The sequence below is a fragment of the Streptomyces sp. NPDC058671 genome, from assembly GCF_042716475.1.
Taxonomy (GTDB): domain Bacteria; phylum Actinomycetota; class Actinomycetes; order Streptomycetales; family Streptomycetaceae; genus Streptomyces.
In genome coordinates, this window is record NZ_JBHXSA010000024.1 from 92,162 (window position 1) to 112,085 (window position 19,924).

General features: G+C 71.2%; 16 protein-coding genes. 7 read left to right on the forward strand and 9 right to left on the reverse strand.

Annotation, left to right across the window (positions count from 1 at the left end; all coding sequences use genetic code 11):
• Positions 1-100: 100 nt before the first annotated feature.
• The 3 genes from mmsB to chvE all read right to left on the reverse strand — a co-directional run bounded on the left by mmsB (position 101) and on the right by chvE (position 4,094).
• On the reverse strand, positions 101-1,348 hold the full coding sequence (mmsB, locus tag ACFWV2_RS26535; RefSeq protein WP_384408460.1) for a multiple monosaccharide ABC transporter permease: 1,248 nt from the start codon (positions 1,346-1,348) through the stop codon (positions 101-103).
• Positions 1,345-2,916 (reverse strand): multiple monosaccharide ABC transporter ATP-binding protein, encoded by a 1,572-nt coding sequence (gene mmsA / locus ACFWV2_RS26540; RefSeq protein ID WP_384408513.1) that lies wholly within the window; start codon positions 2,914-2,916, stop codon positions 1,345-1,347. The genes mmsB and mmsA overlap by 4 nt, the downstream gene beginning before the upstream one ends.
• Before the next feature lie 68 nt (positions 2,917-2,984).
• Entirely contained in the window at positions 2,985-4,094 is a 1,110-nt protein-coding gene (gene chvE, locus ACFWV2_RS26545) for a multiple monosaccharide ABC transporter substrate-binding protein (RefSeq protein WP_384408462.1), read from the reverse strand.
• 228 nt (positions 4,095-4,322) lie between these two features.
• On the opposite strand from chvE, the gene ACFWV2_RS26550 reads away from it, so the two are divergent.
• The 5 genes from ACFWV2_RS26550 (at position 4,323) to ACFWV2_RS26570 (ending at position 12,755) form a co-directional block, all read left to right on the forward strand.
• The gene (locus ACFWV2_RS26550) at positions 4,323-5,369 is read left to right on the forward strand and encodes a LacI family DNA-binding transcriptional regulator (RefSeq protein WP_384408463.1); all 1,047 of its coding nucleotides are present in this window, start codon (positions 4,323-4,325) and stop codon (positions 5,367-5,369) included.
• 577 nt (positions 5,370-5,946) lie between these two features.
• Positions 5,947-7,653 carry a ribulokinase gene (gene araB / locus ACFWV2_RS26555; protein ID WP_384408465.1) on the forward strand — a complete coding sequence of 569 codons (1,707 nt, stop codon included), beginning with the start codon at positions 5,947-5,949 and terminating at the stop codon, positions 7,651-7,653.
• A 66-nt stretch (positions 7,654-7,719) separates the two neighbouring features.
• Positions 7,720-9,228: an L-arabinose isomerase gene (gene araA / locus ACFWV2_RS26560; RefSeq protein WP_384408467.1), complete on the forward strand. Its 1,509-nt coding sequence runs from the start codon at positions 7,720-7,722 to the stop codon at positions 9,226-9,228.
• Between the two features lie 40 nt (positions 9,229-9,268).
• The gene (araD, locus tag ACFWV2_RS26565; RefSeq protein WP_384408469.1) at positions 9,269-10,018 is read left to right on the forward strand and encodes an L-ribulose-5-phosphate 4-epimerase AraD; all 750 of its coding nucleotides are present in this window, start codon (positions 9,269-9,271) and stop codon (positions 10,016-10,018) included.
• A gap of 103 nt (positions 10,019-10,121) precedes the next feature.
• Entirely contained in the window at positions 10,122-12,755 is a 2,634-nt protein-coding gene (locus ACFWV2_RS26570) for an alpha-L-arabinofuranosidase C-terminal domain-containing protein (RefSeq protein WP_384408515.1), read from the forward strand.
• A gap of 149 nt (positions 12,756-12,904) precedes the next feature.
• On the opposite strand, the gene ACFWV2_RS26575 is transcribed toward ACFWV2_RS26570, so the two are convergent.
• Positions 12,905-13,453 (reverse strand): flavoprotein, encoded by a 549-nt coding sequence (locus ACFWV2_RS26575; protein ID WP_384408471.1) that lies wholly within the window; start codon positions 13,451-13,453, stop codon positions 12,905-12,907.
• 70 nt (positions 13,454-13,523) lie between these two features.
• Here ACFWV2_RS26575 and ACFWV2_RS26580 point away from each other — a divergent pair, with 70 nt between their 5' ends.
• Both ACFWV2_RS26580 and ACFWV2_RS26585 read left to right on the forward strand, forming a co-directional pair.
• Positions 13,524-13,751, forward strand: coding sequence for a hypothetical protein (locus tag ACFWV2_RS26580; protein WP_384408473.1), 228 nt, complete (start codon positions 13,524-13,526; stop codon positions 13,749-13,751).
• A gap of 9 nt (positions 13,752-13,760) precedes the next feature.
• Positions 13,761-14,135 (forward strand): fic family toxin-antitoxin system, toxin component, encoded by a 375-nt coding sequence (locus ACFWV2_RS26585; RefSeq protein WP_384408475.1) that lies wholly within the window; start codon positions 13,761-13,763, stop codon positions 14,133-14,135.
• A gap of 37 nt (positions 14,136-14,172) precedes the next feature.
• Here the strand turns inward: ACFWV2_RS26585 and ACFWV2_RS26590 are convergent, their stop codons facing one another.
• The 5 genes from ACFWV2_RS26590 to ACFWV2_RS26610 form a co-directional block, all read right to left on the reverse strand.
• Positions 14,173-15,339 carry an oxygenase MpaB family protein gene (locus ACFWV2_RS26590; RefSeq protein WP_384408478.1) on the reverse strand — a complete coding sequence of 389 codons (1,167 nt, stop codon included), beginning with the start codon at positions 15,337-15,339 and terminating at the stop codon, positions 14,173-14,175.
• Positions 15,340-15,420: 81 nt separating this feature from the next.
• Positions 15,421-16,473, reverse strand: a complete 1,053-nt coding sequence (locus tag ACFWV2_RS26595; protein WP_384408480.1) for a polyprenyl synthetase family protein — start codon at positions 16,471-16,473, stop codon at positions 15,421-15,423.
• Complete coding sequence (locus ACFWV2_RS26600) at positions 16,466-16,744, reverse strand: polyprenyl synthetase (RefSeq protein ID WP_384408482.1); 279 nt, start codon at positions 16,742-16,744, stop codon at positions 16,466-16,468. Before ACFWV2_RS26600 ends, ACFWV2_RS26595 begins: the two co-directional genes overlap by 8 nt.
• Before the next feature lie 215 nt (positions 16,745-16,959).
• Positions 16,960-18,387, reverse strand: a complete 1,428-nt coding sequence (locus tag ACFWV2_RS26605; protein WP_384408484.1) for a cellulose binding domain-containing protein — start codon at positions 18,385-18,387, stop codon at positions 16,960-16,962.
• Positions 18,388-18,434: 47 nt separating this feature from the next.
• Positions 18,435-19,919 carry a beta-N-acetylhexosaminidase gene (locus ACFWV2_RS26610; RefSeq protein WP_384408486.1) on the reverse strand — a complete coding sequence of 495 codons (1,485 nt, stop codon included), beginning with the start codon at positions 19,917-19,919 and terminating at the stop codon, positions 18,435-18,437.
• Positions 19,920-19,924 lie beyond the last annotated feature (5 nt).

Sequence of the window (19,924 nt, forward strand, 5' to 3'; positions counted from 1 at the left end):
GGCGGCCGCCGGCGGGGGATGCACGGGGCCCGTGCGGGCCCCCCCCGGGCGCGGCCCGCGGGGGGCCCCGCGGGGGGGCACCACCATGTCCGGAGCGAGGTCAGGCGCCCGCCCTGCGCTTGTTCCACACGTCGAAGCCGACCGCGGCGAGCAGCACGAGCCCCTTGATGACCTGCTGCCAGTCGGTCCCCACCCCGACCAGGTTCATGCCGTTGTTGAGCACACCGAGGACCAGGCCGCCGATGATGGCCCCCAGCACGGTGCCGACGCCACCGCTCATCGACGCCCCGCCGATGAACGCGGCGGCGATGGCCTCCAGTTCGAAGTTCACCCCCGCCTTCGGCGAGGCAGCGTTGAAGCGCGCCGCGAACACGAGCCCGGCGAGCGCCGCGAGCATCCCCATGTTGAGGAACACCGCGAAGGTCACCTTCCTGTCCTTGACGCCCGACAGCTTCGCGGCGGGCAGGTTCCCCCCGATCGCGTACACATGGCGCCCGATTACGGCGTTGCGCATCACGTAACCGCAACCGACCAGCAGCACGGCCAGGATCAGGAGGACCACCGGCGCGCCCTTGTAGCTGGCGAGCAGGAGCGTCGTGACCAGGACGGCGGAGACCAGCGCCGTCACCTTCAGGGCGAACAGGCCCGTGGGCAGGGTCTCCAGGGTGAACTCACGCCGGCGACGGCGGTCCCGCACCTCCTGGAACACCACGTAGACGATCAGCCCCAGGCCCAGGAGCAGGGTGATGTTGTGGTAGTTGGTCCGCGGCCCCAGCTCCGGCAGGAAGCCGTTGGCGACCTTCTGCAACCCGTCCGGGAACGGGCCGAGTGTCTGCCCCTTGAGGAAGATCTCCGTCAGCCCGCGGAACAGCAGCATGCCGGCGAGGGTCACGATGAACGACGGTATGCCGACGTACGCGATGAAGAACCCCTGCAGCGCGCCGGCGGCCGCTCCCAGCAGGAGGGTGAGGAGCACCGCGACGGGCCAGGAGAGACGGTGCTCGACCATGAGGACCGCCCCGACCCCACCGACGAGGGCCATCAGGGAGCCCACCGACAGGTCGATGTGACCGGAGATGATGACGATCATCATGCCGATGGCCAGGATGAGGATGTAGCTGTTCTGCAGCACCAGGTTGGAGACGTTGCGCGGCAGCAGGAGGTCGCCCCCCGTCCAGATCTGGAACAGGAGCACGATCAGGCCGAGGGCGAAGAGCATCCCGTACTGGCGCATGTTCCGCCGGACGCCGTCCAGGAGGACCCGGACCACCGGTGCCCCGGTGGCCGGGGTGCCGGCGCCGCCCGGGGGCGACGGTGTCGTGGTGTTCGTGCTGACGTCGGTGCTCATGCCTGGTGTCCTTCGCTGGGGGTGGTGCCCGCCGTGCCTGCCGGCGGTGGGGGAGTGTCCTGCGTCATGTGCCGCATCAGCACTTCCTGTGTGGCGTCCTCGCGGGCGACTTCGCCGGTCAGCCGTCCGGCCGCCATGGTGTAGATGCGGTCGCACATGCCGAGCAGTTCGGGCAGCTCGGAGGAGATGAGGAGGATCGCCTTGCCCTCGGCGGCGAGCCGGTTGATCACGGTGTAGATCTCGAACTTGGCTCCCACGTCGACCCCGCGGGTGGGTTCGTCGAGGATGAGGACGTCAGGTCCTGAGAGGATCCACTTGCTGAGAACGACCTTCTGCTGGTTGCCGCCGGAGAGGCGGCCGACCGGCTCCATGACGTTCGGTGCCTTGATGTTCATCGTCCGCCGGTACCGTTCGGCGACCTTGCGTTCCTCGTGCCCGTCGACGATGCCGCGCCGGGCGAGCGCGCCGAGGGACGCGAGTGAGATGTTCCGGCTCACGGAGTCCCCGAGGTCGAGACCGTAGTGTTTCCGGTCCTCGGTGACGTACGCGATGCCGTGGGCGACCGCTTCGGGAACCGTACGGGTCCGTACCTCGCGGCCGTCCCTGAGGACGGCGCCCTGTTCGTAACGCCCGTACGAGCGGCCGAAGACGCTCATCGCCAGTTCGGTCCGGCCGGCACCCATGAGCCCGGCGACGCCGACGATCTCCCCCCGGCGGACCTGGAGCGATACCCGGTCGACGACCTTCCGGCCGCGGTCCAGGGGGTGGCGCACGGTCCAGTCCCGGATCTCCAGGGCGGGGTCGGTCCCGGTCGGGCCCCCGTACGGGGCACGGTCGGGGAATCGGCTGTCGAGGTCCCGTCCCACCATGCCGCGGATGATGCGTTCCTCGGTGGTGGCCGGGTCCCTGACGTCCAGGGTCTCGATGGACCGCCCGTCGCGCAGGATGGTGACGGAGTCGGCGATCCGGGCGATCTCGTTGAGCTTGTGCGAGATGATGATCGAGGTGATGCCCTGGCTCTTCAGCTCCTGCATCAGCTGGAGCAGCTTGGCGCTGTCCTCGTCGTTGAGCGCGGCGGTGGGTTCGTCCAGGATCAGCAGCCGGACGTCTTTCGCCAGCGCCTTGGCGATCTCCACGAGCTGCTGCTTGCCGACCCCGATGTCGGCGACCCGGGTCTCGGGATGCTCGTCGAGGCCGACACGTCGGAGCAGTTCCGCAGCACGACGCAGCGCTCGACGCCAGTCGATGATCCCCCGTCGGGACGGTTCGTTGCCCAGGAAGATGTTCTCGGCGATCGACAGGTACGGAACGAGTGCCAGCTCCTGGTGGATGATGACGATGCCGCGCCGCTCGCTGGCCCTGATGTCCTTGAAACGGCACGGCTCGCCGTCGAAGAGGATCTCGCCCTCGTACGTGCCGTGCGGGTGGACGCCGGACAGGACCTTCATGAGTGTCGACTTGCCGGCACCGTTCTCCCCGCACAGGGCGTGGACCTCGCCGCGCTCCACGGACAGGGTCACGTCGGACAGTGCCCTGACTCCGGGGAAGGTCTTGACGATGGAGCGCATCCGGAGGACGGGGCCGGACGGGAGCGGGGCGGATCCGGAGGCCGGGGAACGGTGAGCCGCGGCCGAGGTCACCGGAGCTCCTCGGCGTCGATGTAGCCGGAGTCGACCAGGACCTTCCGGTAGTTCGACCGGTCGACGCTGACCGGGTCGAGCAGGTAGGCCGGAACCACCTTCTTGCCGTTGTCGTACGTGGTGTCGTCGTTGATCTCCGGCTTCTTGCCGTCGAGTACGGCACGCACCATGTTCGCGGCGACCTGGGCGAGTGCCCGGGTGTCCTTGTAGACGGTCTGCGTCTGCTGGCCCGCGATGATCGACTTCACGGAGGCGACCTCCGCGTCCTGACCGGTGACGACCGGCAGCGGCTTCGCGGCGCTCCCGTAGTCGTCGGACTTCAGGGCGGACAGGATGCCGATGGATATCCCGTCGTAGGGGGAGAGGACGGCGTCGACCCGGGCGGTGGAGTAGGAGGAGGTCAGCAGGTCGTCCATGCGCTTCTGCGCCGTCCCGCCGTCCCAGCGCAGGGTGGTGACCTGGCTGAGCCGGGTCTGCTGGGAGCGCACGACCAGCTGCTTCTTGTCGAGGTAGGGCTTCAGCACCTTCATGGCGCCGTCGAAGAAGTACTTGGTGTTGTTGTCGTCGTTGGACCCGGCGAACAGCTCGATGTTGAAGGGGCCCTTCTTCGAGCCGCCCTTCAACCCCAGCTTCTCGACGATGTACGTGGCCTGGAGCTCGCCGACCTTCTCGTTGTCGAAGGAGGCGTAGTAGTCGACGTGCGCGGAGCCCAGGATGAGCCGGTCGTAGGAGATCACCGGGATGTGGGCGTCCGCCGCCTGCTGGAGGACGTTGGACAGGGCCTCGCCGTTGATGGCGGCCACGACGAGGGCGTCGACGCCCTGGGTGATCATGTTCTCGATCTGGGCGACCTGCTGGTCGGGGTCGTCCTCCCCGTACTGCAGGGTCGTGGAGAAACCGGCCTTCTTCAGGCTCTCGGTCATGTTCCGGCCGTCGGCGATCCACCTCTCGGAGGACTTGGTGGGCATGGCGATGCCGATGGTCAGGTCCTTCTCGGCCTTCGACTCCTGGCTCCCTCCTTCGCTGTTCTGCCCGCAGGCGGTGAGGAGCAGGGCACAAGCGGTGGTCACGGTCAGGAGGGCGGACGCGGCTCGGAGCTTCTTCATGGGCGTTACCTGGCAATCCCGTCGTCAGGGCGTTCTGTTCGGTCCGGAACGGGCTCGGCGGCAGCGCGTGTCCTCGCACCACCGGAAGAGCTCGTCGCGACGTGGCAGCCGGGGCCCGGCAGCCCCGGTGGAGCTAGATTGTTAGCGCTCACACCGATGTGATACAAGAGGCGCTAGGCTTTTTCTCACATCGATACACAGCCGTGAGCGGAAAGAAGGGAGGCAAACGTGGCACATTCCGCGGAAGACGTCCGCCCGCCGACGATGGCCGACGTCGCGAAAGAGGCGGGCGTCTCCCACCAGACCGTCTCCCGGGTGCTGAGCGACCACCCCAACGTGCGCGCGGCCACCCGCGAGCAGGTCACCCTGGCCATCGAGCGGCTCGGCTACCGGCGCAACTCCGCCGCACGGGCGTTGGTGACGCGCCGCACGAAGACCCTGGGCGTCATCGCCGTCAACACCTCCCTCTACGGTCCGGCCAGCACCCTGACCGGTGTTCAGGAAGCGGCCCGGGACGAGGGCTACCTCGTCTCCACCGTCAACCTGCGCACCGGAGAGGGGCAGGGACTCAAGGACGCCATCGACCACCTCGCCTCATGGGGCGTGGACGGCGTCGTGGCCATCACCCCCCAGCGCTCGCACGTGCAGGCGCTCGCCGAACTCGACGCGCCCTTCCCCGTGGTCACCGTGGAGGGCGGCCACCAGCTCGACCTGCCCGGAGTCTCCCTCGACCAGGAGCTCGGCGCCCGCCTCGTCACGGAGCACCTGCTCGCCGCCGGACACGACACCGTATGGCACGTGGGAGGCCCCGACGACTGGCTGGAGAGCGAGGCCCGCGCCGAGGGCTGGCGCGCCGCCCTGGAGGACAACGGCATCCGTCCGCCCCGCGTGCTGGCGGGCGACTGGAGCCCGCTGTCCGGGTACCGGGCGGGGCAGGAACTCGCCGGACTCGTCCTGGCCCGTCGCGGCGCGACCCCGGTCACCGCCGTCTTCGTCGCCAACGACCAGATGGCGCTGGGTCTCCTGCGGGCGCTGCGCGAAGCCGGCATCCGCACTCCGGGACAGGTGGCCGTCGCCGGTTTCGACGACATCCCGGAAGCCGAGTACTTCCCGCCGCCGCTGACGACGGTCCGCCAGGACTTCACCACCATCGGGCGCCGGAGCATCGGGCTCCTGGTGGACCACATCGAGGGGCGCGCCCGGAAGGCCGAGCACCTCCTGGTGGAACCGCAGCTCATCATGCGCGCCAGCACGCGGCCTGCCAGCGACGTCTGACACGATTGCGGCTCCCGCCACCTTGTGCCCTGCCCTTACGGTGACGTCCCGGGCGACCGGCGGCTTCCGCTGACGGCGTCGCGCTTGTGACCGTCCCCGACGGGTCCGTTCGCTGCCGGCGTCGGGGTCGTCGTTCCGCCCGTGCCGTCCGCTGCCGGCGTCGGGGTCGGCGTCCCGCCGGTCCGCCGGGGGCGCCGAAGCGGCCTTGCCATCCACCCAAGGCGCCGGGGGTCCCGTTCACCCGCCCGGCGCCGGGGGCGTGGGCCCGTCTGCCCCCGCGCGAGGACTGGTCCCGCCTGGGCGGTCCCTTACCCGGGTAGCGCTTTGCCCGCGCGGCCCCAGCCTCGTGGCGCCTTGCCCGCGCAGCCCCCGCCCGCCGCCCCCCTCCCCGCCGAACGTGCCGGAAACAGAGCGCCGGGCGGGCCTGCGACCCGGAAAGTGAGCGCTCACTTCCAACAGGTCGTTTCCCTTCCTGAGTTCGACAGAAGTGCACGTAGGTCTTGTCGAACCCGAATATGAGCGCTAACAATCAGCGGGGGCGTTTCTCTGCCCCCCGCCCACGAGGAGAGACCGCATCGTGACCACACACGCCCTTTCCGGCCCCGCGGACCGCCACGATCCCGAGGCCTGCACGATCGGAGTCGACTTCGGCACCCTCTCCGGGCGTGCCGTCGTGGTCAGGGTCCGGGACGGCGCCGAACTCGGTTCGGCAGTCCACGAGTACCGCCACGCCGTCATCGAGGACCGCCTCCCGCGGACGGGCACCCCCCTCCACCCCGACTGGGCCCTGCAGCACCCCGAGGACTGGCGCGACGTCCTGCGTACCGCCGTCCCGGCGGCGGTCGCCGACGCCGGAGTCCACCCGACCCGCGTCATCGGCGTCGCCACCGACTTCACCGCCTGCACCGTCCTGCCCACGACACCGGACGGCACCCCCCTCGCCCTGACGCCCGAATGGGCCGACCGCCCCCACGCCTGGCCCAAACTGTGGAAGCACCACGCGGCCCAGGGCCAGGCCGACCGCATCAACGCCCTCGCCCACGCGCGGGGCGAGAAGTGGATCGCACGGTACGGCGGCAGGATCTCCTCCGAGTGGCAGTACGCGAAGGCCCTTCAGGTCCTGGAGGAGGATCCCGCCGTCTACGCCGCCTGCGCCCGCTGGATCGAGGCGGCCGACTGGATCGTCTGGCAACTGACCGGCGCCGAGTCACGCAACACCTGCACCGCCGGCTACAAGGGCATCCACCAGGACGGCGCCTACCCCTCGTCCGACTTCCTCGCCCGACTCCACCCGGACTTCGCCGACTTCCCCGCCACGCGCCTGGAGCACCCGCTGTCCCCCCTGGGCTCCCGCGTCGGCACCCTGAGCAGCCGGGCCGCCCGCTGGACCGGCCTCCCCGAAGGCATACCCGTCGCCGCGGGCAACGTGGACGCCCACGTGGCCGCGCCCGCGGCCGGCGCCGTGGAGAACGGCCGGATGCTGGCCATCATGGGCACCTCCACCTGCCACGTCCTCAACGGCGCCACCCTCGCCGACGTCCCCGGCATCTGCGGCGTCGTCGACGGTGGCATCGTCGAGGGCGCGTACGGCTACGAGGCCGGTCAGAGCGCGGTCGGCGACATCTTCGCCTGGTGGCTCCGACAGGGCGTCCCGGACCACTACCGCACCGAGGCCACCGCCACGGGCGAGGACCTGCACCAGCTCCTGACCCGCAAGGCCGCGGGCCGGCCGGTCGGCGCGCACGGCCTGGTCGCCCTGGATTGGATGAACGGCAACCGCTCCACTCTGGTCGACCACCACCTGTCCGGAGTCATCGCCGGACTGACCCTCGACACCCGGCCCGAGGACGTCTACCGGGCTCTGCTCGAATCGACCGCCTACGGCACCCGGATGATCGTCGAGGCGTTCGAGAACGGCGGGATTCCCGTCGAGGAGTTCATCGTCACCGGGGGCCTGAAGAAGAACGCCCTCCTCATGCAGATCCACGCCGACGTGCTCCGCCGCCCCGTCTCCCTCGGCATCTCCGAACAGGGGCCCGCACTCGGCTCGGCCATCCACGCCGCCGTCGCCGCCGGCGCCTACCCCGACGTCCGCTCCGCCGCCTCCGCCATGGGAAGCGTCCAGCGGCACGCGTACGTACCCGACCCCGCGCGGGCGGACGCCTACGACGCGCTCTTCCACGAGTACCGCGCCCTTCACGACCACTTCGGCACCGGCGCGGACCTCCTCCTGCACCGCCTGCGGCGGATCCGCAACACCGCACGCACCACGACCGCCGACTGACCGGACCGCGCCCGGCGCCACCGCCCCGACCTCTCCACCCCAGCACCTCCGAGGAGCACACGCCACATGACGCTTCCCCAGCCCGACCGCGAAATCTGGTTTCTCACCGGCAGCCAGGGCCTCTACGGTGAGGAGACCCTGGCCCAGGTCGCCACCCAGTCACGCGCCATCTGCGCGACCCTCGCCGACCAGCCGCAGATGACCGTCCGCCTCGTGTGGAAGCCGGTGCTCACCGACGCGGCCGCCATCCGCGCGCTCTGCCTGGAGGCCAACACCGACGACCGCTGCGTCGGTCTGATCGCCTGGATGCACACCTTCTCCCCGGCCAAGATGTGGATCTCCGGCCTCGACGCGCTGAGCAAGCCCCTGCTCCATCTGCACACCCAGGCCAACCGTCAACTCCCCTGGTCCACCATCGACATGGACTTCATGAACCTGAACCAGGCCGCTCACGGCGACCGGGAGTTCGGCTTCATCCAGACCCGCCTCGGTGTCCCCCGTAAGACGGTGGCGGGCCACGTCTCCACCCCTGACGTCGCCGACCGCATCGCCGGATGGGCCCGCGCGGCCATCGGCCGCTCCGAGCTGACCACCCTCAAGCTCGCCCGGTTCGGCGACAACATGCGCGACGTCGCCGTCACCGAAGGCGACAAGGTCGAGGCGCAACTGCGGTTCGGGGTCTCGGTCAACACCTACGGCGTGAACGATCTCGTCGCCGCGGTCGACGCCGCCGACCAGGACACCGTCACCGCGCTCGTCAAGGAGTACCAGGACCTCTACGCGCTGGCACCCGAGCTGCGTCCCGGCGGCGAACGCCACGACTCCCTGCGCTACGCCGCCCGGATCGAAGCCGGACTGCGCACCTTCCTCACGGAGGGCGGCTTCCGCGCCTTCACCACCAACTTCGAGGACCTCGGCGGCCTGCGCCAGCTGCCCGGCCTCGCCGTGCAGCGCCTGATGGCGGACGGCTACGGCTTCGGCGGCGAAGGGGACTGGAAGACCTCCGTCCTGCTGCGCACGCTCAAGGCGATGGCGCACGGCCTGCCCGGCGGCACCTCCTTCATGGAGGACTACACCTACGACCTCACACCCGGCCAGGAACTCATCCTCGGCGCCCACATGCTCGAGGTCTGCCCCTCCCTCACGACGGCGACACCCACCTGCGAGATCCACCCCCTCGGCATCGGCGGCCGCGAGGACCCGGTCCGGCTCGTCTTCGACGCGGCCCCCGGTCCGGCCGTCGTCGTCGGCATGGCCGACATGGGCGACCGGTTCCGCCTCGTCGCCAATCACATCGACGTCATCACCCCGCCCGAGCCGCTGCCCCGGCTCCCCGTCGCCCGGGCCGTCTGGCGCCCCCACCCCGACCTGCGCACCTCCACCGAGGCCTGGCTGACGGCCGGAGCACCGCACCACACCGTGCTGACCACCGCTCTCGGCGGCGAGGAACTCGACGACCTCGCCGAGATGCTGCGCACCGAACTCGTCGTCATCGACGAGGACACCACCGTTCGGCGCTTCACCCGCGAACTGCGGTGGAACCAGGCCTACCACCGTCTGGCGCAGCGCCTGTGACCACCCCCGCCCGCACCTCCGCCGCCCCACAGGAGCGCCCATGACCGCCTCCCCCGCCACCAGGACGGAGCACCGCGTGAGCACGACCGTTTCCCAGGAGCTGCGCCGAGAAGTACTGGAGGCCAACCTCCGCATCCCCCGGGCCGGGCTCGCCACCCTCACCTGGGGAAACGTGAGCGGTGTGGACAGACAGGCCGGCGTCTTCGTCATCAAGCCCTCGGGAGTGGCCTACGACGTCCTGAGCGAGGAGGACCTCGTCGTCGTCTCCCTGTCCGACGGGCGGGTCGTGGACGGCCGTCTGCGCCCGTCCACCGACACGGAGACGCACCGCAGCCTCTACCTGGCCTTCCCCTCCATCGGAGGCGTGACCCACACGCACTCCACGCACGCCGTCGCCTTCGCCCAGGCACGGCGCCCCATCCCGGTGCTCGGCACGACCCACGCCGACACGTTCAACGGCCCCGTCCCCGTCACCGACGCCCTCACGCCGGAGCAGTGCGCCGAGGACTACGAGTACAACACGGGCCAGGTCATCGTGGACCTCCTGGACCGGGACGACACCAGGGCCCGCGAGGTCCCCGGCGCCCTTGTCGCCCACCACGGCCCCTTCACCTGGGGCACCGACGCCACCAAGTCCCTGGAACACGCCGTCATCTGCGAGGCGGTGGCCGAGATGGCCCTCCACACCATCACCCTGGGCGCCGTCGAACCCCCGCAGCACGTACTGGACCGACACTTCACGCGCAAGCACGGGCCCGACGCCTACTACGGCAACCCCGGCAGCGTGTGACCGCACCGCCACCGCCGCGGCGCGCCGCACCCGCCCGCGCGCCGCGGCGCGACGATGTCCTGAAGTCACCGCGTACATCCCGCCGACGGGAGTCCGCATGCCGATGAACGCCAGGGCCCCGCCCGTACGGCACCGGGCACCGAGAGCACGACGACCCGAACCGTCCACCTCAAGGAGAGCCGCCTTGCGCACGCGCAACCGCACCACGAGAAAAGCCGGTGTCCTCGTCAGTGGCCTGCTCGCCACCTCGCTGGCGACCGGTCTCCTCACGCAGTCCCCGGCGGCGGCGGAACCCGCCGTGACGGACTACACGCTGTCCGTCGACGCCGACCGTACGGGACCGGCGATCGACCCCACCATGTACGGCGTCTTCTTCGAAGACATCAACAACGCCGCCGACGGCGGCCTCTACGCCGAACTCGTACAGAACCGCTCCTTCGAGTACAGCCCGGTCGACAACCGTGCCTACACCCCGCTGACCGCCTGGCAGCAGACCGCGTCCGGCGGCGCCACCGGCACCCTGAAAGCCGTCGACGACGCCCAGCGGCTGAACGAACGCAACCGCACCCACCTGCGCCTCGACCTCGCCGGCACGGGCGGCACCACGGGCCGCTTCGGCATCGTCAACAGCGGCTACGGCGCCGGCATGGCCCTCAAGGAAGGCACACGGTACGACTTCTCCGTCTGGGCGCGCACGGACAGCGCGGCCGGTACGCGCCTCACGACCGAGCTGCGCTCCGGCGACGGCACCGTCCTGAGCGCACCGCTGGACCTCACCGTGCGCGGCGACCGCTGGGCCAAGTACACCGGCACCCTCGTCCCCAAGGTGACCACCACCGCCGGACGGCTCGCGGTGACGGGCCGGGGCGCCGGAACCCTGCGTCTCGACATGGTCTCGCTCTTCCCCCGCGACACCTACAAGGGCCGCAAGAACGGGCTGCGCAAGGACCTCGCCGACAAGATCGCCGCACTGGACCCGGGTTTCCTCCGCTTCCCGGGCGGCTGCCTGGTCAACACCGGCAGCCACGACGCCTACGAGGCCCCGAACTGGGAACGCCGCCGCTCCTACCAGTGGAAGGACACGATCGGCCCGGTCGAGCAGCGGGCGGTCAACGCCAACTTCTGGGGGTACCACCAGAGCTACGGCCTCGGCTACTACGAGTACTTCCAGTTCTCCGAGGACATCGGTGCGATGCCGCTGCCCGTCGTGCCCGCTCTCGTCACCGGCTGCGGGGAGAACCGCGCGACCGACGACCCGGCCCTGCTCAGGCGGCACATCCAGGACACCCTCGACCTGATCGAGTTCGCCAACGGCCCCGTCACCTCCCCCTGGGGCCGCAAGCGCGCCGAGATGGGCCACCCGAAGCCCTTCGGCCTGACCCACCTGGGCGTGGGCAACGAGGAGAACCTGCCCGACGCCTTCTTCGCCCGCTTCACCGAGTTCCGCACGGCCATCGAGGCCAGGTACCCGGAGATCACGATCGTCTCCAACTCCGGCCCCTCCTCCGGCGGCGCCACCTTCGACCGCCTGTGGGACCTCAACCGTCAGGCCGGTGTCGACCTGGTCGACGAGCACTACTACAACAGCCCGCAGTGGTTCCTGGAGAACAACAACCGCTACGACTCCTACGACCGTACGGGCCCCAAGGTCTTCCTCGGGGAGTACGCCTCCCGCGACAACCGCTTCTCCAACGCCCTGTCCGAGGCGGCGTTCATGACCGGCCTCGAGCGCAACGCCGACGTGGTCAAGCTCGCCTCGTACGCCCCGCTGCTCGCCGACGTGCACCAGAACCAGTGGCGGCCGGACATGATCTGGTTCGACAACAACCGTTCCTGGGGCTCGACGAGCTACGAGGTCCAGAAGCTGTTCATGAACAACACCGGTGACCGGGTCGTACCGAGCCGCGCCTCCGCCACACCTTCCGTGTCGGGCCCGATCACCGGAGCGATCGGCCTGTCGACGTGGGCCACCGCGGCCGCCTACGACGACGTCGAGGTCACCGCCGCGAACGGCACGTCCCTCCTGAAGGACGACTTCTCCGCCGGGGCCTCCCGGTGGACGCCGGCAGCCGGACGGGGCGCCTGGGCCGTCGAGGACGGAGCGTACGTCCAGTCCGACGAGGCCGCGGAGAACACCCTGGTCACCGCGGGTGACACGGGCTGGCAGGACTACGACCTGAAGGTCAGGGCCACGAAGAAGTCCGGCCGGGAGGGCTTCCTGGTCGCCTTCGGCGTACGCGACACCGGCAACCTCTTCTGGTGGAACCTCGGCGGCTGGGGCAACACCCGCTCCGCCGTGGAGAAGACCGCCGGCGGAGGCAAGCAGAGCCTGCTGGAGAACGCCACCACGATCGAGACGGGCCGCCCCTACGACATCCACGTCCAGGTACGGGGCCGCCAGGTCACCCTCTATCTCGACGGGCAGAAGTGGGGCTCCTTCACCGACGACAAGACCGCCGAACCCTTCCGTCACGTGGTGACCAGGGACAAGGGCGACCTGGTCGTCAAGGTCGTCAACGCCCAGGCCACCGCGGCCCGTACGAGCATCGACCTCGGCACGGCCGACGTCGCCCCGACCGCCCGGCTGACCACACTGGAAGGCGCACCTGACGCGGTCAACAGCGCCGACGCCTCCCCGATCCAGCCGCGCAGGTCGACGCTGGCGGGCATCGGCCGTACCTTCACGCACACCTTCCCCGCGCATTCGGTCACCTTCCTGCGCGTCAGGGCCGGCTAGCGGAATCGGCGGGGGGCCGCACCGCTGTCGCACGTCCCGGCCGGGGAGGACGAGTGCCCTCCCCGGCCGGAACGCACGTGGTCACGGGCAGCGCGGTACGAGGACCGGTGTTCCCGTGGTCAGAGGGGACTCGGTCAGGCAGGGCACCGTCAGGCAGGGACGTCCAGGACGTCCACCACGGCGTCCAGGGCGGCACGCCACGGGAACGTCGTCGGATCCCCCTCGCCGGGCCCGTGGGGTACGAACCCGCCCTCGCCGTACAGGACCCGCACTCCGGCACCCCGGAGCGTCTCGATCGACACCTGGAACCGGGGGTGCGCGGCGTACGCGGAGTTCACGCACGGCATCAGGGCCATCGGGATCCCCTTCCCGATGCCCTCGGCGACCACCCCGACGAGCCACGTGTCCGTGATGCCGAGCGCCCACCGGTTCACCGTGTTGAACGTGGCCGGCGCGACGACGATCGCGTCCGCGCGCGGCCACGGCTCCGGGTCGCCGGGGAAACCGTAGTCCCAGCGCACGGGGTGGCCGGTGAGCACGGCGAGGCCGTCGAGGGAGTGCGCGAGCCAACGGGCCGCCGTCGGCGTGAGACCGAGGCAGACGTCCCAGCCGTCCGCCTGGGCCTCCTCGATGACCCGGGCGACGTCGAAGACCGGCGGGGCCGCGCTGCTGAACAGGTACAGGGTCCGAGAATCCATGGCCCTATCCGATCACAGGCGGTCGACCGGCCCCCTGCCGCGCCCGGCGGCGGACCGCTACCGTGGGCGCATGGCACGGGAGATCAGGATCGAGATCAGTGACGAGGCGTACGAGGCGCTGGAGCGGGCCGCCGCCGAGAGGCACGTGCCCGCCGAGGACTACGCGGGCCGGGTCCTGGACGCAGACCTGACGCGCACGCTGTTCGTGGAAGGGGCGCGTTCCTTCGTCGACCAGCACGGCAAGGCCTTCGCGGAGCGGTTCGGCGGCCCCGCGCGGCCCGGCGCCGACGCCGCCTGAGCCGGGTCCGTGACGGTGCTGCGGATAGAACTGTCCTGGCTGCTCGACGTCGCCCAGGCGGAGATCCCGGGCGACCCGGAGATCTCCGACTGGGGATCCTTCGAGGCTGCCCGCGCCCGCCATGTCTTCCGTGTGATGGACATCCCGGTCTACGACCAGCCGCATCACCGGGCCGCCGCGCTCCTGGAGCAGTTCGTGCGCGTCCCCGCCCTCGAACACTCCAACGAGCTGTACGGCGTCGTCGTCGCGGCGGCCTACCTCCACGCGTCCGGGTTCCCGGTGAGCGTGACGGCGGAGGAGGCCATCGACCTCGTCGAGCGGGTGGCCGAGGGCCGGGTCGACGTTCGTCGGATCGCGGCCGTCCTGCAGGAGTGGACCCGCTGACGGGGCAGTGGCGAAGGGGAGCGGACACGCCGACGCGTCACGGCGCGAGCGTCGCGGCGGGCGGTGTCCAGCGGCGGGTGCGGGGCGGCGCGTCGGGGACGCCGTACTCCTTCCTGAGGTGCTCGGGGACCGCGTAGTGCATGACCCGCCCGCGGGTGAGCGAGGACAGTTCGAAGAGGGTGGTGAGGTGCCCGAGCCGGTCCAGGGCCCAGGCGCCCAGGGGGGAGCGGTCCTCGATGGTCTCCAGGACGCCCAGGAGATGCGGCATCGCCTTGACGAGCGTGTCCCACGCGGGCGCGCTGGGGACATCGAGCCAGTCGGCGCAGGTGTCTCCGACGAGGTAGCGGACGAGAGCGGGGACGACGGGGTCGAGCAGGGTCCCGGGCACGACGTCCTCGTAGAGATCGATGAGCTGTCGGGTCAGACGGACGCCCTCCGGGGAGGGGCCCATGTGCCGGATCATGTACCGGTCGAGGAACCGGCGGGCGTCGTCGAGGCTCCCGGGGACGGCGTCCTGGTCGACGCCGAGCATCGCACCGACCACCCGCCAGGCGTAGTAGTAGGCCCCCGCCCCCTCCTCGGACATGTGGATGCCGAGGCGGTGCAGGCTGTCCAGGACGAGCAGCGAGAAGAACATCTGCCCGCCGATCATGTCCTCCTGGCAGATCGGCACCCCCGCCGTCTCCGTGTCCCACCGGTTCTCGCGCGCGAGGTGGTGACGGATGGAGGCGTGCAGCAGACGGACCTTCTGGGCGGCGGGGATGAAGCGGCTGCCGGCCTCGAAGGCGTCGGGCCGCATCAGATAGACGGTGAACTGGCCGGTCGCCGCCATCCGTGTGGACGGGTAGTCCAGGCCGTGGGTCGTCGAAAGCAGCTTCGCCACGTGCGGGACGAGGTAGCAGGCGGGCATCGAGGCGAACGACAGAGCGGTGGAGATGTGCACGTTGTTGTCGATGAAGAACAGCCGGGCCCGCTCCATCTCCTCCCAGTCCACCCAGGCCGGCGGGGAGCTCGTCGCCCGCAGGTACTCCCTGGCGACATCGGGCAGGCCCTCGGGGACCGGGGCGCCGGCGGTGGAGAAGAAGCGCATCAGGGTGTTGAACGAGCCCATCTCGCCGCGCTCGTAGAGGGCGGCGACGGTGGCGTCGGCGAGTTCGTCGCCTGACTGCCGGAGGGCGTTCATCGATGCGTCGGTGTGGGGCATGGGCAAGGCTCCTCGTGAGTGGTGCCGATCCGACCCGGCCGAACCCGGTCCGGCCCGATCCGACCCGGTCCCGTCGGCGGGTCAGGACAGCCGGACCGCCGCCGAGTGGGCGAGGGCGGTCAGGGCGGTGGTGGCGGGGGTGGGCACGTCCAGCTCGTCGAGGGCGCGCAGCGCCTCCTCGACCCGGGCGGTGATCATGTTCTCGACACGGTCGGGTGTACCGAGCCGGCGTACCACCTCGCGTACGGCCTCCAGACCGTCCTCGTCCAGGTCGTGTCGGCCGAGGAGGGCGCGCAGCCGCTCGCGGTCGTCGGGTCCCGCCACGCGCCACGTCTCCGCGAGGAGGGTGGTGGGCCGGTGGCCGCGTACGTCGTCGGAGTCGGCCTTCCCGGTGCGCCGCGGATCCCCGAACAGACCCAGCAGGTCGTCCCTCAGCTGGAAGGCCTCGCCCAACGGCAGCCCGTAGGCGCTGTACCCCTCCCGCAGCCCCGCACCGGCCCCCGCCAGGGCGCCGCCGATCAACAGGGGCTGCTCGACGGTGTACTTGGCGGTCTTGTAGCGGATCACTTTGAGTGACGCCGCCGTGTCCGGAGCGAGGCCGGTGTGGAGGATCTCCAGGCACTCACCGGCGATCAGGTCCCGGGCGAGCGCCGCCCACAGCGGGCGGGCCCGGCCGAGATAGGCGGCCGGCAGACCGCTGGTCGCGAACAACTGACCGGCGAGCGACATGAGGAGGTCCCCGACCAGCATGGCCAGCGACCGGGCGGCTTCCACCGCGCGCGGATGATGCCGTACGGCTCCGCCGAGGGCCACGTGCGCGGTCGCCAGACCATGGCGCATGGGACTGTCGTCGATGAGGTCGTCGTGCACGACGGCGGCCGCGTGCACCAGCTCCATGGACGCAGCCGCCCGCAGGAGTGCCTCGCTCTCGGGCTGCCGGGCCGCGCGCCAGCCCCAGTAGCAGAACGCCGACCGCAGGCGCTTGCCGACCGCGACCGCCGCCTCCACCTGATCGGCCACCGGTCCCAGTGCCGGGTCGACCGCCGCGAGGAGGTCCGCCTCGTCGGCGACGAAGCGGTGCAGCACCTGGTCGACCCGGGCCTTGAACGCGGCCTGCTCCCACCGCTCAGCCACCGTCGTCCACCCGCCGGGCCAGGACGTGCCGGGCCAGGACCTCCAGATGTGCCGGGGGCACGGTCGCGTAGCGGTCCACGAGCAGACGCCCGCGTGCCGTGAGGTCCTGCTCGGCGTCCGCGACCAGCTCCGCGGCGTCCGCACGGCGTGCGAGCCCCCGCACGGCGCCCAGAGCCGAACCCACCGTGCTCACCGTCACGTCCGCGAGCCCCGCGGCGAGAAGCACCGCGTGCTCACCCCATCCCGGACGACGTCCCGTTTCGCGTGTCATGACATCTCCCCATCCGCAGCCGGCGCGACAGCGCGGCGCCGGTCACGCGCCACCTCCGCCAGCTTCGCGGCGTGCCCGACGTGACGGCGGAGCAACTCACCAACGAGTGATCGTCTCGCTCGGGCGTACGGACGGCACCGCCCTGGTGCACGGCGGAGGGGCCGGACCACGGTCGTCCCGTGGCCCGGCCCCCGCCTACCGCACCCGCCCCGCTGCTACGAGGCCGGCACCGAGTCCTCGAAGGTGGTGCCCGCCGAGCGGTACGCGCCGATCTTCGCGGCCACCTGGGCCGGTGTCAGGACCTGGTCCTTCACGTGCAGGACGTAGTCGACCTTCTGGTCGTAGGCACGCGGTGTCGTCGACGTCTGCCCGGCCAGGTCGATCAGCCACTGGTTGAAGTTGATCGACATCGGGCGCTCGGGCAGGTAGCGCGCGTCGTGCCGGCCGAACTCCTGGCCGTCGACGTAGTAGACGATCGCCTGGTCGTCGACGGTCAGGACGAGGTCGTGCCAGCCGGCGTAGCTCGCCCGTACCTCGGAGTGCGCGTTGACCGCCTCCCACGGGTCGGGCCGGTAGGTCTCCCAGGACGTGGTGTAGAGGATGTTGGCGGGCTCGCCCCAACCGCCGTTGGGGAGGTACTCGAAGTCGTACTCGGCGTAGTCGTCGGCCATCGGCGCCTTGAGGTCGTTGATGGTGAAGAAGGTCTGCACGACGCGGTCGCCGTCCGGACCGGAGAGCGGCGCGTCGGAGAACCGCACGCGCGCCGCGTAGGTCCCGTTCCTGAACTTCGACGCCCGGGTCAGGATCTCGGTGTGCCGGGTCGACTCGCCGGTCCCGGCGGTCGAGGTCCGCAGGTTCATGATCGAGTTCGTGCCCTCCTTGGCGAAGGTGACGTTCTCGGGGGCCCAGGTCGCGCCGGGCACGCCCGGACCGCCGGAGTTGGAGCGCACGCTCCAGCCGTGGGCGTTGATCGACGGGTCCGTGTGACCGGTGTAGTCGAAGTCGTCGAAGAGCGCCGCTCCTCCCGTGGGCGGAGGCGTCGTCGGGTCCGTGGGCGTCGGGGTGGGCTCGTTCCCCGCCGGGGCCGTGCCCCAGACCGGGACGCCGCCCACGGTCGCGGTGACCTTGGACCAGTTGGCGTACGTGGTCCTGTCCCGCCCGAAGGAGTAGTCGTCGTTCTGGTTCAGCGGCTGCCAGTTGGAGCGGTGGAAGCGCAGCTGCATGTCACCGGTGTCCGCGCCAGGGGCGAGCGTACCGGCGCCGGCGGTGAAGCCGACCTCCAGATAGCGGTCGGCGGTCGCGGTGGGACGGGCCAGGGTGCCGAAGGTCCCGGTGAGGTTCGCGCAGCCCTTCACGGCCCAGGAGCAGGCGTAGGTGTACGAGGCTCCCGCGTCGGCCTTGAAGTAGTAGCGGACCTTGACCTGGCTCAACGGGACGCTCGCCGTACCGGTGTTGACCACCTTGAGCCAGGGTTCGACCTGGTCGCTCCCGGTGGCGCTCTGCCGGTACTGGACGGTGACGGCCTCGCCTGCCGCCGCTGCCGGGAGCGCGGTGAGGGCGGTGGCGCCGAGCCCGGTCACCGCGGCGGCGGCGAGCGCGGCGCGGAGCCGCAGCTTCCTGGTCCTCGTCGTCGGGTCGCTCATGGGGGATTCCTCTCCTTGGTCGGGATGGAGCGGGGGTACGGGGGTGGTCACGGGGACGTGGGGGCGAGACGGCGCGGCACCCCGAGGGTGTCGAGCCGGGTCCTGTGGTGGCGCAGGCGGTCCTGGAAGCCGGGCCAGTCGTGGCGGCCCGTCCAGACGACCTCGGCCAGGGCGCAGAGCCGGGGGAACGTGAGGTATTCGGCGTGCGCGTCGGTGGGCACGTACTCGGTCCACAGCTGCGCCTGGGCGCCGAGGACCCGGGCGGACTCCTCGGGCGTCCAGTCGGCGGGCGCCGGGTCGTTGCCGTGGACCGAGCGCAGGTCGACGACCTCACCGGCCTGGCCGGGCGGCTCCGCCGGGCTGGCTGACTGCGGGTAGTCGAGGTAGGTGGTCCGGTGGGGTGCCATGACGACCCGGTGGCCGCGCCGGACCGCGGTACGGCCGTGGTCGGCGTCCCGCCAGGGCATGACCGTGAAGTACGGGGGGAGGTCGGCGCCGTTCTCGGTCCAGGACAGCGGCACGCGGCCGGCGTCCAGGAGGTGGCGTCCGACCCGCTCCATGAACCAGCCGTGCAGGGCGTCGGGGCCCGGCAGGCCTTCCTCGGCGGCCCGGCGGAGGGCGGCGGGGGAGGTGTGCCACTCGGTGGTGGGGCACTCCTCGCCGCCGATGTGGACGTACGGGGAGGGGAAGACGTCCATGACCTCGTCGAGGACGGTGCGGCAGAAGTCGAGGGCCTCGTCGTGGACGCCGAGGATGGTGTCGCAGACGCCCCACCGGTCCCAGACGTCATAGGCGCGGCCCGGGTGGTTGCCGAGTTCGGGGTAGGCGGCGAGCGCGGCCCGGACGTGGCCGGGCATCTCGATCTCGGGCACCACGGTGACACCGCGCTCCGCCGCGTACGTGACGAGGCCGGTGAGTTCGGCGTGGGTGTAGGCCCCCCCGTGGGGCAGCCCGCCGACCTCGGTGAGCCGGGGGAGCGCGGCGACCGGCATGCGCCAGCCCTGGTCGTCGGTGAGGTGGAGATGGAGCACGTTCAGCTTGTGGAGGGCGAGGAGGTCGACGTAACGCCGCAGGTAGGAGACCGGGCGGAAGCGGCGGGCCACGTCGAGCATGGAGCCGCGCCACGGGAAGCGGGGGACGTCGGTGATCTGCACGCAGGGGACGGACCAGGCGACGCCCGGCACGGGCTCGCCGTGGAGGGCCTCGACGGGCAGGAGCTGGCGCAGCGTCTGGACGCCCGCGAGGAGGCCCTGCGGGCGCGCGGCCCGCAGCAGCACCCCTCCGGCGCCGATGGTGAGGCCGTACCCCTCCTCGCCGAGGCCGGTGAGGGCGGGGTCGACGGCCAGGACGACGGAGCCGTCGGACCTCGCGGGCAGCGGCAGCCCGGTGGCGGGGCGGAGGAGGGAGCGGAGCAGTCGGGCGGCGGCGTCGGCGCCGGGCGAGACCTTGAGGGCGGTCGTGGCGTCGAAGGTGAACGTGCCGGGCAGGGAGGACAGTTGGGTGGGTTCGGGAACGAGTCGGGGCAGGGGCATCGCGG

What these genes read in the sequence shown, in the direction of transcription:
- chvE (WP_384408462.1), bottom strand. Translation starts at nt 4,094, where the DNA reads ATGAAGAAGCTCCGAGCCGCGTCCGCCCTCCTGACCGTGACCACCGCT.
- ACFWV2_RS26580 (WP_384408473.1), top strand. Translation starts at nt 13,524, where the DNA reads ATGGCACGGGAGATCAGGATCGAGATCAGTGACGAGGCGTACGAGGCG.
- araD (WP_384408469.1), top strand. Translation starts at nt 9,269, where the DNA reads ATGACCGCCTCCCCCGCCACCAGGACGGAGCACCGCGTGAGCACGACC.
- ACFWV2_RS26570 (WP_384408515.1), top strand. Translation starts at nt 10,122, where the DNA reads ATGAACGCCAGGGCCCCGCCCGTACGGCACCGGGCACCGAGAGCACGA.
- ACFWV2_RS26590 (WP_384408478.1), bottom strand. Translation starts at nt 15,339, where the DNA reads ATGCCCCACACCGACGCATCGATGAACGCCCTCCGGCAGTCAGGCGAC.
- ACFWV2_RS26575 (WP_384408471.1), bottom strand. Translation starts at nt 13,453, where the DNA reads ATGGATTCTCGGACCCTGTACCTGTTCAGCAGCGCGGCCCCGCCGGTC.
- araA (WP_384408467.1), top strand. Translation starts at nt 7,720, where the DNA reads ATGACGCTTCCCCAGCCCGACCGCGAAATCTGGTTTCTCACCGGCAGC.
- mmsB (WP_384408460.1), bottom strand. Translation starts at nt 1,348, where the DNA reads ATGAGCACCGACGTCAGCACGAACACCACGACACCGTCGCCCCCGGGC.
- ACFWV2_RS26610 (WP_384408486.1), bottom strand. Translation starts at nt 19,919, where the DNA reads ATGCCCCTGCCCCGACTCGTTCCCGAACCCACCCAACTGTCCTCCCTG.
- ACFWV2_RS26600 (WP_384408482.1), bottom strand. Translation starts at nt 16,744, where the DNA reads ATGACACGCGAAACGGGACGTCGTCCGGGATGGGGTGAGCACGCGGTG.
- mmsA (WP_384408513.1), bottom strand. Translation starts at nt 2,916, where the DNA reads ATGCGCTCCATCGTCAAGACCTTCCCCGGAGTCAGGGCACTGTCCGAC.
- ACFWV2_RS26605 (WP_384408484.1), bottom strand. Translation starts at nt 18,387, where the DNA reads ATGAGCGACCCGACGACGAGGACCAGGAAGCTGCGGCTCCGCGCCGCG.